20 protein-coding genes and 1 tRNA gene are annotated in these 19036 nt (G+C 49.1%); 5 read left to right on the top strand and 16 right to left on the bottom strand.

What is annotated here, in order from left to right; all coding sequences use genetic code 11:
- Window positions 1-50 precede the first annotated feature (50 nt).
- The 4 genes from H8J70_RS06755 to H8J70_RS06740 form a co-directional block, all read right to left on the bottom strand.
- Window positions 51-683, bottom strand: coding sequence for a TetR/AcrR family transcriptional regulator (locus tag H8J70_RS06755; RefSeq protein ID WP_186503102.1), 633 nt, complete (start codon window positions 681-683; stop codon window positions 51-53).
- Window positions 684-846: 163 nt separating this feature from the next.
- Window positions 847-2181, bottom strand: a complete 1335-nt coding sequence (gene brnQ / locus H8J70_RS06750; RefSeq protein ID WP_186503101.1) for a branched-chain amino acid transport system II carrier protein — start codon at window positions 2179-2181, stop codon at window positions 847-849.
- Between the two features lie 306 nt (window positions 2182-2487).
- Window positions 2488-4398, bottom strand: a complete 1911-nt coding sequence (locus H8J70_RS06745) for a heavy metal translocating P-type ATPase (protein WP_186503100.1) — start codon at window positions 4396-4398, stop codon at window positions 2488-2490.
- A 122-nt stretch (window positions 4399-4520) separates the two neighbouring features.
- Window positions 4521-4796, bottom strand: coding sequence for a metal-sensing transcriptional repressor (locus H8J70_RS06740; RefSeq protein WP_186503099.1), 276 nt, complete (start codon window positions 4794-4796; stop codon window positions 4521-4523).
- 224 nt (window positions 4797-5020) lie between these two features.
- On the opposite strand from H8J70_RS06740, the gene H8J70_RS06735 reads away from it, so the two are divergent.
- Window positions 5021-5839 carry an amidohydrolase family protein gene (locus H8J70_RS06735; RefSeq protein WP_186503098.1) on the top strand — a complete coding sequence of 273 codons (819 nt, stop codon included), beginning with the start codon at window positions 5021-5023 and terminating at the stop codon, window positions 5837-5839.
- A 64-nt stretch (window positions 5840-5903) separates the two neighbouring features.
- On the opposite strand, the gene H8J70_RS06730 is transcribed toward H8J70_RS06735, so the two are convergent.
- The 6 genes from H8J70_RS06730 to H8J70_RS06705 all read right to left on the bottom strand — a co-directional run bounded on the left by H8J70_RS06730 (window position 5904) and on the right by H8J70_RS06705 (window position 10666).
- Entirely contained in the window at window positions 5904-6824 is a 921-nt protein-coding gene (locus H8J70_RS06730) for a transketolase family protein (protein ID WP_186503097.1), read from the bottom strand.
- On the bottom strand, window positions 6824-7642 hold the full coding sequence (locus tag H8J70_RS06725) for a transketolase (protein ID WP_186503096.1): 819 nt from the start codon (window positions 7640-7642) through the stop codon (window positions 6824-6826). Before H8J70_RS06725 ends, H8J70_RS06730 begins: the two co-directional genes overlap by 1 nt.
- A gap of 104 nt (window positions 7643-7746) precedes the next feature.
- A complete protein-coding gene (locus H8J70_RS06720) occupies window positions 7747-8118 on the bottom strand; it encodes a PTS glucitol/sorbitol transporter subunit IIA (protein WP_186503095.1) in 372 nt (123 codons plus the stop codon).
- 13 nt (window positions 8119-8131) lie between these two features.
- Window positions 8132-9127 (bottom strand): PTS glucitol/sorbitol transporter subunit IIB, encoded by a 996-nt coding sequence (srlE, locus tag H8J70_RS06715; protein ID WP_186503094.1) that lies wholly within the window; start codon window positions 9125-9127, stop codon window positions 8132-8134.
- Entirely contained in the window at window positions 9120-9668 is a 549-nt protein-coding gene (gene srlA, locus H8J70_RS06710; protein WP_186503093.1) for a PTS glucitol/sorbitol transporter subunit IIC, read from the bottom strand. The genes srlE and srlA overlap by 8 nt, the downstream gene beginning before the upstream one ends.
- Complete coding sequence (locus H8J70_RS06705; protein WP_186503092.1) at window positions 9656-10666, bottom strand: sugar-binding transcriptional regulator; 1011 nt, start codon at window positions 10664-10666, stop codon at window positions 9656-9658. Before H8J70_RS06705 ends, srlA begins: the two co-directional genes overlap by 13 nt.
- A gap of 150 nt (window positions 10667-10816) precedes the next feature.
- On the opposite strand from H8J70_RS06705, the gene H8J70_RS06700 reads away from it, so the two are divergent.
- Window positions 10817-11638 (top strand): Cof-type HAD-IIB family hydrolase, encoded by an 822-nt coding sequence (locus tag H8J70_RS06700; protein ID WP_186503091.1) that lies wholly within the window; start codon window positions 10817-10819, stop codon window positions 11636-11638.
- A 56-nt stretch (window positions 11639-11694) separates the two neighbouring features.
- Here the strand turns inward: H8J70_RS06700 and H8J70_RS06695 are convergent, their stop codons facing one another.
- From H8J70_RS06695 to H8J70_RS06680, 4 genes are all read right to left on the bottom strand, one after another.
- Window positions 11695-12987 (bottom strand): Na+/H+ antiporter NhaC family protein, encoded by a 1293-nt coding sequence (locus H8J70_RS06695; RefSeq protein ID WP_186503090.1) that lies wholly within the window; start codon window positions 12985-12987, stop codon window positions 11695-11697.
- 101 nt (window positions 12988-13088) lie between these two features.
- Window positions 13089-13889 carry a sulfur carrier protein ThiS adenylyltransferase ThiF gene (gene thiF / locus H8J70_RS06690; RefSeq protein WP_186503089.1) on the bottom strand — a complete coding sequence of 267 codons (801 nt, stop codon included), beginning with the start codon at window positions 13887-13889 and terminating at the stop codon, window positions 13089-13091.
- Between the two features lie 156 nt (window positions 13890-14045).
- Window positions 14046-14207: a hypothetical protein gene (locus tag H8J70_RS06685; protein WP_186503088.1), complete on the bottom strand. Its 162-nt coding sequence runs from the start codon at window positions 14205-14207 to the stop codon at window positions 14046-14048.
- A 104-nt stretch (window positions 14208-14311) separates the two neighbouring features.
- A complete protein-coding gene (locus tag H8J70_RS06680; protein WP_186503087.1) occupies window positions 14312-15097 on the bottom strand; it encodes a dioxygenase family protein in 786 nt (261 codons plus the stop codon).
- A gap of 144 nt (window positions 15098-15241) precedes the next feature.
- Between H8J70_RS06680 and H8J70_RS06675 the strand changes: the two genes are divergently transcribed.
- A tRNA-Pro gene (locus tag H8J70_RS06675) sits at window positions 15242-15318 on the top strand.
- Window positions 15319-15451: 133 nt separating this feature from the next.
- Here the strand turns inward: H8J70_RS06675 and H8J70_RS06670 are convergent.
- Together H8J70_RS06670 and H8J70_RS06665 are read right to left on the bottom strand one after the other, a co-directional pair.
- The gene (locus H8J70_RS06670; RefSeq protein WP_186503086.1) at window positions 15452-16816 is read right to left on the bottom strand and encodes a pyruvate carboxylase subunit B; all 1365 of its coding nucleotides are present in this window, start codon (window positions 16814-16816) and stop codon (window positions 15452-15454) included.
- Between the two features lie 174 nt (window positions 16817-16990).
- On the bottom strand, window positions 16991-18088 hold the full coding sequence (locus H8J70_RS06665; RefSeq protein WP_186503085.1) for a glycerol dehydrogenase: 1098 nt from the start codon (window positions 18086-18088) through the stop codon (window positions 16991-16993).
- 220 nt (window positions 18089-18308) lie between these two features.
- Between H8J70_RS06665 and H8J70_RS06660 the strand changes: the two genes are divergently transcribed.
- Both H8J70_RS06660 and H8J70_RS06655 read left to right on the top strand, forming a co-directional pair.
- The gene (locus tag H8J70_RS06660) at window positions 18309-18599 is read left to right on the top strand and encodes a NifU family protein (RefSeq protein ID WP_186503084.1); all 291 of its coding nucleotides are present in this window, start codon (window positions 18309-18311) and stop codon (window positions 18597-18599) included.
- An 8-nt stretch (window positions 18600-18607) separates the two neighbouring features.
- Window positions 18608-18886, top strand: coding sequence for a hypothetical protein (locus H8J70_RS06655; RefSeq protein ID WP_186503083.1), 279 nt, complete (start codon window positions 18608-18610; stop codon window positions 18884-18886).
- Window positions 18887-19036: the final 150 nt, after the last annotated feature.

Here is a 19036-nt window from a genome sequence, read left to right as displayed (position 1 = left end):
TATTATACTACACCAGGGGCACCAAAAAAAGAATAACGCCCGTCCGGGCGTTATTCTGTCTGCTCTTTCATAAAGGTTTTTAAAATACGCGGCAAGTACTTGCCACAAAGCCACACGTCTTCATGGTGCGACCGCGTTTGGGACCATTCGTAGATCAGTGTCCGTATGATCATGAAGAGGTATTCTGTCGCTTCTTCTGCCGAAACGGACGTGTCAAAGGTACCCATGTTTTGGGCAACCTTGATGAAATTGAGGATATTATTATAAAAATCGATTGATAAGTAGCTGTGTTCCGTATCATAAATGTATTCAAACGTCTTATACACATTATAAGCGAAGGCTTCCCCTGCATTGGCCCACACATCACCATACATATCGATTTCTTTAAACAGGTGACCATAAGGCTTTTTGGCCTTCTGTACCGTATCCTGCGACAGATTCGGCATAGGTGTTCTGGCAATGTCGACACAGATTTTCAGCAACAGGTCTTCTTTATTCTTAAAATGATAATACAACGAGCCAATGGGCAGGCGGGCTGCTGTACTGATTTCTTTCATAGACGTCTTTTCATAGCCCTGCCGGGAAAATAATTCCTGTGCCACGTTCATGATGTACTGCCGGTTTGCCTCTGTCTGTAACTGCCGCTTCGTTACCCGTTTACCGGTCATGGCTGTTTCTTTCATGAAAACTCCTCCATTTGCTAAGGTATCCCCTTACAAAAATAATTATCTATATTCTAGAATCTAATTCATTTCTTGTCAATATATTTTTAGAAAGTAAAAAGACTGCTTCAACGCCCATTCATTGAAGCAGTCTTTTTGGGGAAAACGCACGGGGCTCTTACAATTACTTTGTCTCTTCTACGACGTCAACCTGGCCGGTTATCTTCTGTGGCAACACCAAGGAAAGGAGCAGACAGATGCAAACCGGTACCATCCAGCCTAAGCCGCTGGTACCCAAAGGCAGTCCTTCCATAATCGTACCGGCAAGGGCCACACCGGCAAATTGATGCAGAATATCGATGACGGCACAGATACCGGCAACAGCTACACAAAGGCGCATGCCCGGACGGGAGAGACGGACAAATTTGTTGACAATAATCAGCATGACAACCGTAATAGCGATGGGGTACACAAACAGCAATAAGGGCAGGGACACCGTAATGATCTGATTCAATCCCATATTGGCAACGGCAAAGCTGAAAACCGTAATGATCGTTACATAGCCTTTATAGGAAATACGGGGAAATTCTGCAGCAAAAAATTCCGAAACGGCTGCAATCAGGCCGACAGAGGTGGTAAAGCATGCCAAGGCTACCATGACCGCCAGGAACCATACCCCTACAGAACCGAGAAGTGTATACGAAGCCTGAGTCAGGACATAGGCCCCCAGATTGATAGAGGGATTCTGATACACTTCAGGCGGAATAGGAAAATGGTTCCCCAAAAGGCCTAAGCCCAGATAGAGGCCGCCCATGAGGACTGCCACGGAGGCACCGGCTGCCCAAACGCTGATATAATATTCCCGTTTCGAGGCAAATCCCATTTGCTGCATCGTCTGCAGGGCAATGATGCAGAAGGCAAAGGCTGCGATGGTATCCACCGTATTATAGCCTTCAATAAAGCCGCTGCCAAAGGCAGCTGAAGCATACTTGCCTGCAGGCATAGCCAATTCCGGAGACGTATAGACCATGAGTCCTACGACAAAAAGAATCACGATCATAATAGCAAAAATAGGTGTCAAAACCTTGCCAATACGGGAAAGGAGTTTGGACGGCGTAATCGAAAGCCACCAAGCCAGTGCAAAATACAAAAGAGTGTATACGGCCAGCTGCCATGTACCATCGCCAGCAATAGGCAAAATGCCTACGGAAAAAGACGTAGCCGCCGTACGGGGAATGGCCATCAAAGGTCCAATGGCCAAATAAATTAAGGTTAAAATAACTAACGAGAATAAAGGCGATATTTTTCGGTTCATTTCCGCCCGGAAGCCACCAGGGTTAAACGTCCCCATGATGAGTGACACGACAGGCATACCGACGCCGGATATAATAAAGCCGATAATAGCCGGCACAAAGGCCGGTCCGGCCTGAAACCCCAACGACGGTGGAAAAATAAGATTTCCGGCACCAAAGGTCATACCGAAAATCAATAAACCGATCTGCATACCTTTTTTTACCATGATAAGCGAAGCTCCTTCCGAAGCCTCCGCCGTTTTCCACAAGCCTCATTATACGCAATATAATATACACCTGTCAAAGTGAAAGTTTTCTATACACTTCCATTTATCTTCGCTATGTATTTTCTTATTTTTTAAGTTATACCTGAAAAATCATAATATTTTTTCGTAAACGGAAAATAAAAATATAAGAAACCCGGATTGTGCCTTAAATAAGACGTTCCTATCCGGGTTTCTGTGTATGACCTGCTAAAATAATTTATCTTCTGTCTTTTATTACAGGACGCTCTTCTTTTTCAAGGGGATGCGTCAGGTTGTTTCTGCCTGTCTGTAAACGGCCGGTCCGCCATAGGAACGGCTTCCCTTTTCCTGCCACGTAAGCAGGAAGGCCGAATTGATGATGACGAAAACGGAACCGGCGTTATGAACCAGGGCACCTACAACGGGATGCAGGAGCCCCGTCGCCGCCAAAATGATAGCAATAAAATTAAGACTCATAGAAAAGGTCAAATTCCAGCGGATGACCCGCATCATATGCCGCGATAAGCGCAGGAGGTGAGGCAGTTCATGAATGTCATCCCCGACGAGAGCCAAATCAGCTGCATCAATAGCGATATCACTGCCGGCGCCGCCCATAGCAATGCCGACCCAGGCCTTTTTCAGGGCCGGTGCGTCGTTGATTCCATCACCGACCATGCAAACGTTTTCCCCTTTCGTCTGAAGAGCTTCTATATAACGAAGTTTATCTTCCGGCAGGCAGGCGGCACGGACATCCGTAAGGCTGAGTGTACGGGCTATATGCCAGGCTGCGCTTTCATTATCCCCAGTAAGCAGGACCGGCTCCGTGCCGGCCTGGCGCAGGCCTGCCATGGTTTCCCTGGCATCACTGCGCAGACGGTCTGAAAGGGCGGCAAAACCGGCTACCTTTCCGTCTAAGGCCAGGTAGATGACCGTACAGCCATCACATAGAAAACGCTCTACTTGTGCCGTCTGTTTTTCCGTGAGTGTCAGGCCTTCTGCTGCTAAGAGGCGCAGATTGCCTGCCACGAGGCGTTTCCCTGCGACGAGGGCCCGGACGCCACGGCCTGGCAGCATCATAAAGTCTGTTGCCGCCGGGAGGACACGGCCTTCTTCCTGCAGGTAATCAGCGACGATCGCCTGGCCTAGCGGATGCTCTGAACGCGCTTCTGCTGCGGCAGTCCAAGCAAAGAGAGTTGTTTCCGGCATGGCTTCGTCAAAGCTATGGATAGCCGTCACATGGGGTTCGCCATAGGTCAGTGTGCCTGTCTTATCAAAAGCAATACGTGTTACCTGGGCCAGCCGTTCCAGCGCACCACCGGCACGAACGAGAATGCCATGACGCGTGGCATTGCCCATAGCTGCCATAATTGCGGTCGGTGTCGCCAGAACCAGGGCGCAGGGACAAAAGACGACAAGAATGGTCACAGCCCGGATTATTTCTCCTGCAACAGCCCAAATACCCGCTGCTGAGGCCAGGGCTGCGACGACGATCCACGTAGCCCAGCGATCGGCCAGGCCGACGATCTTTGCTTTGCCTGCATCAGCCGACTGGACAAGGCGGATCATGCGCTGGAGCGAACTGTCCTCACCGACACGGGTTGCTTCCATATCAAACGCACCATACTGGTTAACTGTACCACTGGCGACACTGTCACCGGTCTCCTTATCGACTGGCAGGGATTCGCCAGTCATGATGGACTGGTCCACAGAAGTACGGCCCTCCCGGATGACGCCGTCTACGGGAATCGTTTCACCGGGCAGGACACGCAGGATTGCACCAACAGGTACCTCTGCAGCTGGTACGACACGCATTGCCTCCCCTTCTACCAGGCGGGCTGTACGCGGACTGAGATGAACCAGGCGTTCGAGCCCGGCCTGAGCCCGGGCTACCGTCCGTTCTTCCAGGAAACTGCCGATCTGCATGATGAAAGCAATTTCCCCGGCAGCAAAGTCCTCACCGATGAGAACAGACGCCACCAGGGCCAGGGAAACAAGGACATCGGCCTTGATATCAAAGCGCGTCACCAACCCTGCCAGGGCTTCCCAGACGATAGGAACGCCGCAGAGAAGAATGGCAACCCAAGCCGCGTCAAAGGGCAGTGCCACGAGATCAAAGATACTGGAGGCCAGTGCCAGTCCGGAAAGTACCAGGCAGAGGACAGGCCCCTTTTCTGTAACAAACTGTTTGCATGTATCCATAGCTCCTCCTTTATACCGTATGGGGTATAGGTATATTATACCTATAGGGGTATAGGATGTCAATTATAAAAAAAGAACGGCCCGTACAGAAGTATGTAACCATCCCCTGTACGGAGCCGCTTTTATCCCATATTCGCAAACCGTTCGACAGCCTTTGTAAATTTCTCTATCGTCGCGTCCGCATCACCATGCTCAATGCCATCTTTGACACAATGTTTAATATGCCCTTCCAACACGACCTGACCACATTTGTGCAAGGCCGACTTGGCTGCATTGATCTGGGCCAGCACGTCTTCACATGGCACATCTTCATCAATCATGCGGTCAATAGCCTGTACCTGGCCAATAATTTTTTTTAAACGGCGGTGCAAATTGTCTGCATCCATACACTGTCTCATCCTCTCGCCTCCTCTGGCGGCCTGTTTCCGGCAGGCTGTTTTTTTAGTCCGGGACAGGTGTTCCTGTCGCACTCTCCCTTATAGTGTATATGGACAAAGACCTTTTGTCGAGTCCCCATAGCCTCAGGGAAACAAAATTTAGAAATTATCTCAACGCCCTCGCAGGAATAGGACGTAAATATGCTATAATAAGGGGGATCGCATAAAGAAAGAAGCTGATATCCTTGAAAATAATCGATGCACATTTTCATTTTGCCGATTTTCCCGGTTTTGATGACCTGGCCCGTGCGGCAGGCCACGAAAATACGGCAGCTCATTTGGAAAAAGAATATAAACGCCTGGGCATTGTCTGCGGTGTCGTCATGGGCAATCGCACCTTGGCCTTGGAGGATCGCCACTACCCGCCTTTCATGCGTTATTGCATAGGCTTAGACCGCTTTGTTGCCGCAGGTACAGATCATACGCAGCAGCTCGAACTCGTAGAAGCCCATCTGCAACGGCCGGAATGCGTCGGCCTTAAACTGTACCCGGGCTATAACTACTTTTACGTCTACGATCCTGTCATGGATCCTTTTTTTGAACTGGCTGCCAAATACCATAAGCCTGTGGCCGTACACACCGGCCTGACAGCGACGGATAACGCGCTCCTCAAATACAGCCATCCCTTTACCCTGGACGAAGCGGCCACGCGCCATCGCAATGTTCAGCTCGTCATGTGCCACATTGGCAATCCGCTTCTCGAATCGGCTATTGCCGTTTTGGAAAAGAATCAAAACGTAGCCGTCGATTTATCCGGCCTTTTGGAAGGAAAGATTGCAGACATGCCCAGATTCCTGAAGCAAAAGGAATGGTACGTAAAGACCCTGGCAGGCTGGCTCGAATATGCCGGCCTTTGGGATCGCGTCATGTTTGGTACCGACTGGCCTTTAGCCAATTTGGAAGACTACATCGCCTTTACCAAAGCTATCGTTCCGGAAGAACACTGGGAAGACGTCTTCTGGAAAAACGCAGCCCGTATCTATCAGATAGGCCCTTTACCGTAAACTACAAAATCCCGTCCGGCAAACGCCGGGCGGGATTTTTTTACGTCGTGCGACGTATCTTATCTTATAAGCTTTTGGCAGCCTTGACGATGTGTTCTGCCGTAAGGCCATATTTCTTAAGCAGCTCCGCCGGAGAGCCGGATTCGCCGAAGGTGTCCTGAATACCAACAAAGGCTTGTTTCGTCGGGCAATTTTTGGCCAGCACTTCCGCTACAGCCGAGCCCAGGCCGCCGATGACAGAAGCTTCTTCAGCCGTGACGACTTTGCCTGTCTTTTTGGCTACGTCGATAATCAGCTGTTCATCAATCGGCTTAATCGTATGGATGTTGACGACCGTAGCCTGCACCCCTTCAGCAGCCAGCGTTTCTGCTGCTTTTAAGGCTTTTTCTACCATGATGCCCGTAGCGATGATGGCTACGTCGCTGCCTTCACGCAGGACTTCGCCTTTGCCCCACTGGAACTGGTAGCTGTCATCGTGAATATCTTCTACAGCCGCACGGCCAAGGCGGATATATACGGGACCGACATAGTCAACAGCTGCTTTAACGGCTTCCTTTGCTTCTTTGGCATCGGCCGGATTGATGACCGTCATATTCGGCAGGGTACGCATGAGGGAAATATCTTCTACAGCCTGATGACTGCCACCGTCTTCCCCAACCGTGAGACCTGCATGGGTAGCACAAATTTTTACGTTCAGATTCGGGTAGCAAATGGAATTCCGAATAATTTCAAAAGCCCGGCCAGCGGCAAACACGGCAAAGGTGCTGGCAATAGGAATACGTCCGGCAGCAGCAAAACCGGCAGCTGTGCCCATCATATCCTGTTCGGAAATACCCATATCAAAATACCGTTCCGGAGCGACGGATTTAAAGTTTGTCGATTTAGTAGCCGAACCTAAGTCGGCTTCCAGGACGACGACTTTCGGGTTCTTATAGATTTCAGTTTTGAGAACTTCACCGTATGCGGCACGTGTAGCAATACCCATTATGCTTCGCCTCCCAATTCTTTTAATGCTTCTGCGCATTCTTCTTTGCTCGGTGCTTTACCGTGCCAGCCCACCTGATTTTCCATGAAGGAAACGCCTTTACCCTTAACGGTTTCGGCGATGATAACCGTCGGACGGCCTTTCGTATGCTGTGCCAGCGTAAGAGCGGAACGGATTTCGTCGTAGTCATGACCATTGATGGAAAGAACATTCCAGCCGAAAGCACGGAATTTTTCGTCAATCGGATTAACCGTCATGACTTCATTGTTCGGGCCGTCGATCTGTAAGCCATTATGGTCAACGAATACCGTCAGGTTATCCAGTTTATAATGAGCTGCCGACATGGCGGCTTCCCAAATCATACCTTCTTGAATTTCGCCATCGCCACAGACGACGTATACACGCCAATCTTTTTTATCGAGCTTAGCCGTAAGAGCCATGCCGTTTGCACAGGAAAGCCCTTGGCCCAAAGAACCGGTCGACATATCTATACCCGGTGTATGTTTCATATCGGGATGACCCTGAAGCATGGCGCCACATTTACGCAGATGCCATAACTCTTCTTCCGGGAAATATCCTTTTTCAACCAATGTCGCATATAAGGCCGGTGCACAATGACCTTTAGAAAGGACAAAACGATCGCGATCCGCTTTCTTCGGATCCTTCGGATCAACATGCATCGTTTCAAAATAGAGAACCTGCAAAATATCAGTAACGGAAAGAGATCCGCCCGGATGCCCCGAGCCGGCTTCTGTCAGCATCTTTACGATGTTTTTGCGCACATGGCAGGCATGTTGCGCCAGTTCTTCATTTTTCATGTGATATAATCTCCTATCTTAATAAAAAATAGTAGCTGCACACCTATTGTAGCATGTATCGGTATTCGTAACCAGACCATAGGGGATACTAATCTCGAATCCTGTCAGTGAATTTCCAGCACAGTCCCGGCTTTTACATCATCAGGCGTCACCATTTCCTCACCGTCAAGCATAATACAGCCAGGCCGTTCTGGCTCTTCACTGCCTTGAAAACATAACGTACAGTGGCCCAACTCCTGCAGTGTCTTGGCCACACTGTCACCTACGGCCGTAATTTCAAATACCTTTTCACCGATCAGTACCGTATCTCCAGCTGCAGGCGCTGAAAAAACAGAATCTGCATGGTGCAATACGGCTACCTCCGCCAATTCTGGCGGTACTGTGTCAGCAAATAATATAATAAACGGTACGGACTCATCCGTCAAAAAATTCAAGGCTTCTGCACCGATTTCAGTAATGACACTATGATACTTCAACGTATATTCCTCCTCAATACATCCCTATGCTGGCTGCATAGGCAATCAATACGGCTAAGGGGCCTGTGAGAACCCGCGAATACAAAACCGCCGGTACCCCCAGTTCTACCGTTTCCGGTTCGGCTTCACCCAGGCTCAGGCCAACAGGCACAAAATCAGCGCCTACTTGGGCATCAATGGCAAAGAGGGCCGGCAAAGCATATTGTACGGGGATATGGCCTAACGCAATTTCTGCCCCTACCAGCGTTCCTACGACCTGGGCAATGACGGCACCAGGGCCTAAAATCGGTGAAATAAAGGGAATGGCACAGACAAATGAGATAACCAGCAGGCCTGGCAGGGATCCTGCTGCCGGTGAAATGGTTTCGGCAATAAAATTGCCAATCCCACTGGCATTGATGATTCCCAAAATCATGCTGACGAAGGCCATAAAGGGCAGAATATTTTTGATGGTTACATCAATCGTTTCCCTGCCGGCTGCATAGAACTTATTGACTACCTGACCGATTGTAATCCCGATACGGGTGACGATATTGCGTTTTTGCGAAGCCCGGGCCGCATCGATTTTGCGTTTCAGATCTTTCCGCTTATGCACGGCATCTACGTCTTCCTGTTGCAGCAACGCAGCTTGAACGGAAGACTCGTCTGCATAATCCAACGTTGTCTCTTTGACATCGGAAACGTATAAATCGGGTGTCATAAATTTTGCCAAGGCACCTGACTGGCCTACAGGCAGCACATTAATCGTGAGGATTTTTTTCTTAGGATATACGCCGCAACGGGCCGTACCGCCACAATCGATCACGACAGCCAGGATTTCGGCTTCCGGCACAGCCGAGGAAAAACCGTCTATGGCTTCACCGCCACACATGTCGGCTATTTTTAAGGCCAGCGGGTGAATGCCACCACCGGTAATACTGACGATTTTATGTTTTTCTGCTGTCGGGATAAGCGTCAAAGGACCGCCCCAGCCGCCACTGCCGCGGCGTACAATAATGGACTTATACATGGCCGGCCTCCTTAGTTTCTTGCCGTCCGTCACGGGCGCGCAAATACAAATAAATTTTTTCTGTAATAATTCCCCGCAGGAGAATGACTACCAGGCCGACGAGGAAGTAGCGTACTGCTAATTCGCCTAATTCATAGCCCATTGCCTGGACGCCTGCAGCAATACCCATGTAAACGAAGAGTTCACTGCCATTCGCATGTGGGAACAAACCCGTTACAGGATGGACAAAACTGACGGCCGCATCGTAAAATGCCGGCTTATACTTTTCTTCCACAAACTGGCCAAAGGTAAAGCACATCGGACTACCCATAAAAATAATAGCCAAAACGGGCACAACCGTATACCGTGTCAGTGTATACCGCGTGGCTTTTTTTGCCAGTTTGTAAAACCGTTCTTCCCCGATCAGCTTAATCAGCGAGTTAACTGCTGTCATGAGTACGATAATCAAGGGGATGATGCCTGTTACAAAAGCCGTAAAGGTCTCACCGCCCGCTTTAAAGAGCGCCATAAAGCCATTCGCCAAGGCTGCTACTGTTTCCATGTTTTTCCCTGCCTTTCCCGTAAATGAGCATGATTTTTTAATCTGAGCAGTTCCTGTGCACAGGTTTCATCTGTTAAAAGCACATTGATAAAGCCTCCCTGCAAGGCCCCTAATACAGCCTGGGCTTTATAGGCACCGCCGGCAATGGCAATGCGCCGCGTGATCTTTTTAAACGCCGGCAGCTGCAAGCCGGCTACACGTTCGTTATACGCCCGGTACGGCTCCGTATTCCCGTCTTTGTCATAGTACTGCAGGGAAATATCACCTACAGCTCCAGCCTTCGAGAAGGCAGCCAGTGTCGTCCTGTCTACGTAACGCAAACGAACGGCCGTAGACTGGCTGTTATCTAACGTGCCAATACCAAATACGACCGTATCCAAATGTTCGTACATTTCAAAGACATGCCGCACTGCTTCTTCCCGCCGGAAGCCCTGCAAGACAGCAGGATCCGTAAATATGGCAGGCGAATAGAGCTGCAGCCGTTCGCCACCGAAACGACGGGCAAATTCGCCGGCCAAAAAATTGGCATGCGTATCGACCCCTTCGCCAATACCGCCGACAAGGGGGACAAATGTACAGTGAACCGGTTCCAGCGTATTACACGGTGCCTGAGCCACCTGGCGCAAGGTCAAACCCATGGAAATACCCACACAATCGCCGCCGTGCAGTACCCTGGCCAAATACGCCAAGGCTGTACTCCCCAGTGCGGCTCCGACAGTCCCATTCCCCGGCGTAGTCGCACCTGTACTTACGACCATGGCTTCTTTCAGGCCAAAAGCCTGCTCCAGCTGCTTTTCCAATATGCCTTGTGTACGTCCCTGGGGATTGATCACCTCAATACGGACGATACCCAATTCTTTTCCGGATTTCAGCATACGCGACACAGAGGGTCTGGAAACACCGAGACTCTCGCAAATTTCCTGCTGCCCCTTTTGTTCCTCGTAGTAGAGGCTGCAGCACTTGTAAATCAATCGCAGATCATCTACCAACTTTTTCATTTGTTCTATACCTTTCTTTTTGTAAATTTAACAGTCTTATTATACGAAGAAACGCATTGCTTGTCCAGTAGTTTTCAAAGCAGCCTTGCTATTCCCAGGCTGGCACGGTATAGTAAAAGAAATACACTTTTACATGAAAGGACCTTTTAGATGCTTACTTACTCTCTTCTTGCCTGTGATATGGACGGGACCCTCCTAGGGGACGACGCGTCTATTTGCCAGCGCAATATCCGTGTTATCCGTCAGGCCATGGCCGCAGGGCTGCACTTCGTTCCCTGCACAGGCCGTGGTTTTGAATCCTTAGGACCGGTACAAAAGCCGCTGGGCCAGTTTGGCAAAGCCGGCGAATACGTCATTTCCTATAACGGTGCCTTGATTACAGAAAATAAAGGCAATACTATTCTTTATGAAGACGGTTTACCGTGGGACCTGGCAGCTGCGCTATATGCCTATGGCACAGAACACAACATCACGATGCACGTCTATCCCTATGGTAAGGTCTACCTGTATAATTACGTTCCCTTTGAACGGGCATTTCTTGAAGGACGGATGCCGAATATAGAAACCTTCGAAAAAAGCCTCGATTTTCTGCGTGGCGAAACGATATACAAAATAGTCTATATGGATCCGGACATAGACACTTTAAATACGTACCGTCAGGACTTAGGCCCGCTCCTTGATGAGGTTACCGTCAGCTATTCCAGTAACCGCTACCTGGAATTCAACCATAAGCAGGTCACCAAAGGAACGGCACTCTTACGCTTAGCCCGATTGCTTGACATTCCGCAAGAAAGAACCATGGCCATTGGCGATAACATCAATGACATCGAAATGCTGCGCGCCGCCTCCCTCAGTGTAGGTGTACGTAACCTGAACCCAGCCATTGGGGCCTACTGCGACGTCGTAACGGACGCAGACAACAACGAAGGTGCCGTAGGCGAAGCCATCGAACGCTTTGTCCTCAAAGGCTGATAAAACGCAAAAAAAGCGCTATTGCTTCCTCCAAATGAAGAAATAGCGCTTTTCCTTTACCACCCCTTGCGGCCAAAGGTAAACCAGCTGTACAAGGGTTGTATATACAAATACACAGCCGCTGCCAGGCTTAGGACAGGGGCTTCCATCGTTGCCAAGGGAACGGCCGCGGCAATGCACCAGGGAATCAGTGCTGCACTGACGATAACCGTATCTTCCAGGGCAATCATCATATCCTCTTTTTCTGGCAGCACGTCGCGGCAAAGCTGATTCGTCAAGATAACAGCTAACGTTTGGGCACAGGAAATCATGCTGATAAAACAGGATACGACCCAAATACAGCCAAAAGGATTGAGCACCTTTGCCAAACGGGTAATGCAGCCACGCAAACGGTGCAATAAATCGGTCCGTTCAAAAATACCTGCATACGTAGCCGATAAGGCAATGATTGCAATGGACGGAACCATCGTGACTATACCTCCGCCATTTAGCATGGGCGCCAGCTCCGGACTGGCAATATGATAACCACTGATGAGCATAGGTAACAAAACGCCTATATCCATACCCTGCAACCACACTGCCAGCACTAAAGAAATGACGATGCTGACGGCTAATGTCTTTCGCACATCTATCTTAAACAGAGAAAAGGCAATAATGACCAAAGCCGGGACTAGCGTCAAGCCATTGAGATCAAAATATTGCCAAAATAAATCCTGAATTACGAGATTTACCGTTCCGCCTCCTTGGTGCCAGCCTAACACGGTGTAAATAAGGCAGCAAAGGACAAACGGGACAACAGCATGGCGGGCCATGTGGACGAGATTATGAAAAATATTCGTCCGTGTTACCGTCGCTACCAGAAGGGCACTCGTCGAAAGAGGCGAACAGCGGTCGCCAAAGAACGCACCGCTCATGACGGCGCCCCCTGTCAGTACAGGACTGACAGCCAGCAACTGGGATACGGACATACAAATAACGCCCATGGTGGCCACCGTACCAAAAGACGTTCCCGTCAGTACAGAAACGAGACAATTTAAAATAAAAGCCAGAACGATAAAGGCATCGGGCCGGATAACCTGACCTGCCAGGGCCACAATCATAGGCAGGGTACCACCGGCCCGCCAGGCCGTCGTCAGCATACCGATGAGCACCATGACGACCAAAATAGTCCGCACGGTGCGCAGGCCCCGCCACGAGACACGCAAAAGTTCCCCTGCAGTAAGGTGGCAATACAAGCCGTAAGCAAAAAAAATCACATACCCTGCCGCCAAGGCCCAAACAACAGAAATCCCCTGCAGCACACAGCCGATCAGGCAGGCAATAAACAGGGCTAATACAAGCCAATCCACAATACGCGCCTCCTCTACGGCCCTTATTGTACCACAGGGAAGGAATGAAACCAATAAAAAAAGACCCTAAAAGCAGCCTACTTTCAGGGTCGTTCGATTCATTATTTCAGTACATCTACCAGCAGTTCCACAATAAGGTTAGCTTCATGGGCGGCACAGATAGCGACGCGTGGCGCCATAAGTCCCCGGCCGGGGCAGGCATTTTTTGTCTGGTCACCGCAGATGTAGAAATGGTCTGTAATCTTTTTGGTTTGGATACGATTACTATCACCATAGCCAGCCATACCTGAGGCGGAAACGATATATGTATCCGGCATCTTTTCCAGCACCGTATGGACAAGCATCGTCTTGGCATCGGGATTGTCAAAGGCTTCGCAGATAATCTGCTCGTCCTTTAAGATTTCAGGTACATTTTCTTCCGTCAGGCGTACAAAGCTGGTCTGCACATCAATAAACGGGTTAATGTCTCGTAATTGTCTTGCCAGCGCATCTGTCTTACGCTGCCCCAGGTCGCGCACCATGTAAGACTGACGGTTGAGGTTACTCGCATCGACCGTATCAAAATCAATCAGGTGTAAATGACCTACACCTGTACGGGCCAAATAGACAGCTGCATTGGACCCCAGACCGCCCAGGCCGCATATGGCTACGCGGCCGGCATGCACTTTTTCATGTACCCGCGGCGTATGGCGGGAGCACATCATAGCTTCCAGTGCTGCCTTAGGTGGCAGCCGGTCCTTAGGAATGAGATATACTTCATCTCCCTCATTGAGAGCCGTATCCTCATCGGCAGCAAAGCCGTTAATAATAGCAATTTCCTGTCCTGCACCGTAAAGCCGGCGCAATTCCGTTACAGTACCACCTGTCCAGTTCAGATGCTTTCCATTAAATACGATTTTCAATACGAACACCTCACTATACAAAATAAAACGCACGGCGTCCTGACACCCTAGGTGGTGTCCCCGCCGTGCGTTTTCTTCTGTATTCAGTGTACTGCAACGTATATGTGCTGTCAACAAAAAACGGCCCGTAAGTATATACTCCGGGCCGCAGCAACCTTATTTATTTCTGCACTGGGATCCTTCTTTAAGTTCTTTCAGTTTATGCTGTTCTTCCGGCGGTAATGACACGCCGCAGCACCCGCCAGAGGTATTGCTGGCGTAGCCTTTGAACACTTCCGATACGATGTATTTTACTTTTTTTACTGATTCTATTCCCATGGTCAGCGCCTCCCTCATTCAGATGATCTAAAATGCTTTCCTTACATATTTATTATACTCATTTTAGCAGATATTTTCAATAGAAAATCGTTATCAATAATCACTTATTTTTTATCCATGCCAAAGGCAAAACCGGTCATGGATAATGCGCCTAATTCACAGTGGTCATTAAAGACCTGGGGAACTTCCCCTTTGGTTGCCCCCAGCACGTACACGAGCGGCATAAAATGATCCGGTGCCGGTACGGCGTAGCGGGCCTGCGGCAGCATGGTGTATTGCAATACAGCTTCATCAGCCCGCCGTACGACGGCATTGCGAATCTGATTGCTAAATTCTTCAGCCATAGGTGACCCGCCACGCATGTGCCATTCTACACGGGACAGGTTATGTACAATATTGCCACTGGCCACAATCAAATATCCTTCATCACGCAAAGGAGCCAAGCGTTCTCCTATGGCATAGGCTTCCGTCGTCGTCAGTCTCTGGGCCACAGAAAGCTGTACAACCGGTATATCTGCTTCTGGGAAAAGATGAACCAGAACGGTCCACGTGCCATGATCGATGCCCCACTCATCGTTTACAGTTACGTCATGGCCCAGCAGGGACTGTACCGATTTCGAAAGCGGCAGACACCCCTGCACGGGATAGACAACACGGTACAGTTCTTCCGGAAAGCCGTACATATCGTAAATCTGGCGTGGCTGCTTTGCTGTTTGCACATACGTATCCGGCGTATACCAGTGGGCAGAAATGGCAAGAATTGCCTTAGGTGTACCGAACTGCATGCGTATGTCCTTGCCAAGGGCTGTAAATTGCTGCGTCACTGGCGTATCTTCAAGAGCCATCATGGGACTACCATGACCGGCAAATAGAACAGGCATCTTCTTCATCAGAATTCCCCCTTCAAGTAATCGATAATTATTATTTATTAATATTATATCATAGAACTACTCGTTTGAAAACGCCACCCATACAGTTTTTTATACATTAGGCCTTGACAAGAGCGGCTTAATCCATTAGAATTAAAAGGCCAGCGGGACGTGGCGCAGCTTGGTAGCGCGCTTCCTTGGGGTGGAAGAGGTCGCGAGTTCAAATCTCGCCGTTCCGACCATATAAAAACCTTTGGACTTTTGTTCAAAGGTTTTTTTGTTGTGCAAAAAGAAAACCTTAGACCGGATCTTTCCCGTGCCGGCACATCGTGCCTCTAAAAAGGGATTCTGGTCTAAGGCTATTTTATGCTTTCATTAATCTACAGGCTGTTCTGTCTGTTTGCGGCTTTTAAAGAAAGGCAACGCGACTTCCGGGAATAAGGTATAACTTAAGATATCTTCAGGACTTGCATCGGGGAACCCTTCCTTTGCTAAAGCTTCTTTTGCTTTCCCCAATTCCGGTTCCAAATCGTCTGCCGGGCGATGATCAATTACCGGTTCATCACCAATACACATTTTACGGAATTCCTCCGTAATGGTACCGGGTACACGACCATATTTTCCGCGTACAATATCGCGTACTTCGTTCGTTATCATCTTATACCGGCCAAAGAGCACGTTCAAGGCCGCAGCTGACCCTGTAATCTGGCTGGTCGGCGTAACCAGTGGCGGATAGCCTAAATCGCGGCGTACATTTGGCATTTCAGCCAAAACTTCATCGAAGCGGTCTTCTGCCCCTTGGTTTTTGAGCTGATTGTATAAATTCGTCAGCATGCCGCCGGGAATCTGATATTTCCGTACAGCCGGATTGATCTGATTCGGCATGGTGAGCTTGAACTCTTCTGCCAGTTCCTTGCGGACCTTTTTAAAATGTTCCGTCAGCGGCCACAGGCGTTCCGTATCGATACCGGTGTCATAAATGCTGCCTTGCAGGGCCATAACCATCGTTTCCGTAGCAGGCTGGCTCGTAATTTCGCCAAAGGGCGACAAGGCCGTGTCGATAATATCAACACCGGCTTCAACGGCCTTCATGTAGGTCATTTCGCCAAAGCCGCAGGTACAGTGTGTGTGCAGTTCAATAGGAACGCTCAAATGCTTCTTCAGCATGCGTACGAGATTATATGCGTCATACGGTGCCAAAAGGCCGGACATATCCTTAATGCAAACGGAGTCGACACCCATAGATTCCAATTCACTGGCTACCTTTGTAAAGGATTCCAGCGTATGAATCGGGCTGATCGTGTAAACCAGCGTACCCTGAACGTGTACACTCTTCGTATCCTTAGCAGCTTTAATAGCAGCTTCCATATTGCGCGGATCGTTGAGTGCATCAAAGACGCGAATAATATCGATCCCGTTATCGACGGCCCGATTGACAAATTCATAGACCACGTCATCTGCATAGTGGCGATAGCCTAAAATATTCTGGCCGCGGAATAACATCTGCAGCGGTGTCTTTTTGACATATTTTTTAATCGTCCGCAGCCGTTCCCACGGATCTTCGTCTAGAAAACGCATACACGTATCAAACGTCGCGCCGCCCCAGCATTCCAGGGCATTATAGCCGATTTCATCCATTGCTTCCAGAACCGGAAGCATCTGCCGCAGGCGCATGCGCGTCGCCGCTATAGACTGATGTCCATCGCGGAGAACCGTTTCGGTAATTTTTACCTGTGCCATTTTATATCCTCCATCTGGTGTTGTTCGTTGCTTATCGTACCTGGCAAGAGGTACTAAAACACATATATTATATCACATTTATGCGTATTTAGACAGAGAGGAGGAACATACGCCAGGCTTGGCCGCCTCAGGTATGTTCCCCCTTATTCCCTCTTCTATGTATTCTTTTTTATATTACTGGCGGGCTCCAGCTTTGTCAGCAGCCAGAATAGCATCGTATACTTCGTCTGCCGTAATGTCGGCACGAACGTTTTTCGTGAATTCTTTCGGCGATGCAGCAATTTTGGCAGCCCGGCGCAGATCTGCTTCAACGAAATCCTTGAAGCCTAATTCAGCCAGTGTTGTCGGCAGGCCAACGGTCTGCATGAACCGGAGTACTGTATCCCATTCTTCCTGTGGTGCTTTTTCCAGGATAAGCTGTACTAAAAGGCCAAAGGCAACCTTTTCACCGTGCGAAGTACCATTAGCATGGATCTGAGGAATAGCGCCTAAGCCATCGTTGACAGCATGAGCAGCAGCCAGGCCACCGCAAATAGCGCCAAAACCGCTGAGGAAAATGCTGGCTTCTACTACGTTTTCCAGATCTTCGTTCACTTCTTTGTTTTCTACAGCCGCCAAGGCCTTTACGGAATGACCGAGGAGCAGGTCATAGCAAAGCTTGGCCATCGTCAAAGAGGTATGGGAGCAGTTGCCACGGGCCATGGTACGGGCACCTGTACGCCAGCAGGCACGGGCTTCGAAATACGTAGCCAGGGCATCGCCAATACCGGAAACGAGGTAGCTCTTGGGAGCCTGGGCAATAATACCCGTATCGACGAGAACGACGTCCGGATTGCGGAGCATGTTGATAACCTTAACGACAACGCCTTCTTCGTTGTATACGACAGAAAGGCCTGCACAAGGAGCGTCGTTCGAAGCAATCGTCGGCAGAATAACGCAAGGAATACCACCCATGAGAGTAGCTACTGCTTTTGCCGTATCAATGGCAGTACCACCGCCAGCGCCGATAATGACGTCACAACCTGCTTCTGTACCATGTGCTACAGCCGTATCAATGGCTTCCATCGTGCACTGATTGTAGAATTCGGAATATACCACTTCTTTTTCTACGCTTGCCAATGCAGCTTCTACACGGTCTCCAATGCGGCTCTTATTATGTTCAGAGCAAATGAGCAGGAATTTATTGCCTAATTTCTTGACAAATTTACCTAAATTATCTAATTCTCCTGCACCTTGAATATACTGACCCACATCTCTGAGTACTACTGCCATTTCTAAATCCTCCTTGAGTTCTGCACAACATATAAATTTCTTTGTAAAATATTAACACACGTATGACCTGATTTTACCACATCCCCGCCGGAAAAGGAAGAATTTTATACGGTTTTACGTATCAATTTGTATATTCGTATCATTTTTTCCACTATCTTTTGACAGTGTTTGTCATCTATATTACAATGAGAGTATCAAAAAAAGAAAGGGGGATTGTAATATGGCATTAACAACCCAAGCAATAGAAGATGTTCTTGATCGAGAAATCCGTCCTATTCTGGCCGCCCATAACGGCAACGTCGTTTTGCAGCGTTTAGAAGAGGGAAACGTATATATCCGCCTGACCGGTATGTGCAGCGGCTGTCCTTCGGCGACGATTACGACAGAAGAAATCGTTGCCGAACGATTAAAGGCTGCCTTCCCGGAAATTGAAGATGTCATCCTCGACACCAGTGTGAGCGATGACCTTATTGCCCAAGCCAAGGCAATCCTTAGCCAGCGGCACCACTAGGAGGTACTATGGTTATTGGAATCAAATACTGTGGCGGCTGTAACAGCACGTACGACCGTGCAGCTGAAGTACAGCGCCTGATGGCAGACTTTCCAGAGCACACCTATATCTACGCCCAGCAGGGTACGACAACAGCCGATTACTGGCTCATCGTCTGTGGCTGTCCTGTCGTCTGTGCCAATACAGACGGTCTTGTAGCCCGCAAAGACATGATCGTCCTGCAGGCGGCCGACGATTTTAAAGCACTCCGAACGACCCTTGCTGCTGCCAAAGCAGACCCTATGTAGTATAAAAGACCGGTTCCCAACGGTAGTACCTACTGATATGCTCCCTTCTAGGTAGACATGAGAAATAATAAAATCTCACTCTACTTGGAAGGGAGCATTTAATATGCATAGAACTAAGGTTTGTGCAGAAGAAAAACTACATACGGTGCT

This window comes from Megasphaera hominis (assembly GCF_014269395.1).
Classification (GTDB): domain Bacteria; phylum Bacillota; class Negativicutes; order Veillonellales; family Megasphaeraceae; genus Megasphaera; species Megasphaera hominis.
The sequence above is the reverse complement of the archived record's forward strand: the minus strand, read 5'-3'. Positions and strand labels throughout refer to the sequence as shown.